The organism is Streptomyces sp. NPDC057253, assembly GCF_042669125.1.
Taxonomy (GTDB): Bacteria; Actinomycetota; Actinomycetes; order Streptomycetales; family Streptomycetaceae; genus Streptomyces.
Genome location: NZ_JBHUXV010000302.1, coordinates 1 through 1,291, shown reverse-complemented (window position 1 = coordinate 1,291; position 1,291 = coordinate 1). Strand labels below are relative to the sequence as shown.

The 1,291-nt window shown below is 68.1% G+C and carries 1 protein-coding gene; it reads left to right on the top strand.

Annotation, left to right across the window (positions count from 1 at the left end; all coding sequences use genetic code 11):
• Positions 1-15: 15 nt before the first annotated feature.
• The coding region (locus ACFULQ_RS49125; RefSeq protein ID WP_383558367.1) for an AMP-binding protein at positions 16-1,291 on the top strand (1,276 nt) is incomplete at its 3' end.

Here is a 1,291-nt window from a genome sequence, read left to right as displayed (position 1 = left end):
CAGGCCCGCCTGGGTGTGCCGCGTGCGGAGCATGAGCGGTACTTCGCCGAGCTGTTGGGCGATGTGGAGGAGACCACGGCCCCGTACGGCCTGCTCGATGTTCGCGGCGACGGCAGTGCTGCGGAACGGGCACGTCTCGCAGTCAGTGAGGAAGTTGCTCAAGAAGTACGGGGGTTGGCGCGTTCGCTGGGTGTGAGTGCGGCGACGGTGTTCCATCTGGCGTGGGCGCGGGTGCTGGCGGCGGTCAGTGGCCGGGATGACGTCGTGTTCGGGACCGTGTTGTTCGGGCGGATGAACGCCGGGGCGGGCGCGGACCGGATACCGGGGCTGTTCCTGAACACACTGCCGGTGCGGGTGCGGGTGGGATCGTCCGGCGTGGGCGAGGCGTTGTCGGACCTGCGGCATCAGCTTGCAGAGCTCCTGGTCCACGAGCACGCCCCGCTGACCCTTGCACAGCAGGCCAGCGGCGTGGCGGGCGGCAGCCCACTGTTCACCTCGATCTTCAACTACCGGCACAGCATGCACCCCGGGACCCGAGCAGACCAGGGAAGAGAATCCGCGTTCGAAGGCATCAGCACGATGCACATCCAGGACGCGACCAACTATCCAGTGGCCGTCACCGTGGACGATTACGGGACCGGCTTCGGCCTGACCGTCGACTCGGTGGGCCCTGCGGACCCGGAGCAGCTGTGCGTCCTGCTGGGCACCTGCCTGCAGAATCTGGCCGACGCGCTGCAGAGCACGCCGGAAGCCGGGCTGGGTGCAATCGGTGTCTTGGACACGGTCGAACGCCGACGGGTTGTCGAAGAGTGGAACGACACGGCTGTCGAGCTGCCGGAAGCGCTGGTCCCGGGGCTGATCGCGGAGCGTGCGGCTGCCGATCCCACAGCCACAGCGGTGGTATACGACGGCATCGAGGTGTCGTACGCGGACCTGGACGAGCGGGCGAACCGGCTGGCCCACCTGCTGGTCGGCGCGGGCGTGGACACCGGCCATGTGGTGGGGCTGTGCCTGCCACGCGGGGTGGACATGGTGACCGCCATCCTCGGCGTGTGGAAGGCGGGAGCAGCCTATCTGCCACTGGATCCGGAGTACCCGGCCGAGCGGCTCACGTTCATGCTTGCTGACGCCGGAGTGGACCTTCTGGTGGGCGTAGGGGGAACGGCCGAAGGACTGAGCTCGACGCGGACCGTGGCGCTGGATGATCCCGCGGTGGTCGCCTCGTTGGCTGCCGGGCCGGTGACCGCACCTGACATCACACTGACGCCACAGCAGTTGGCGTATGTGATTT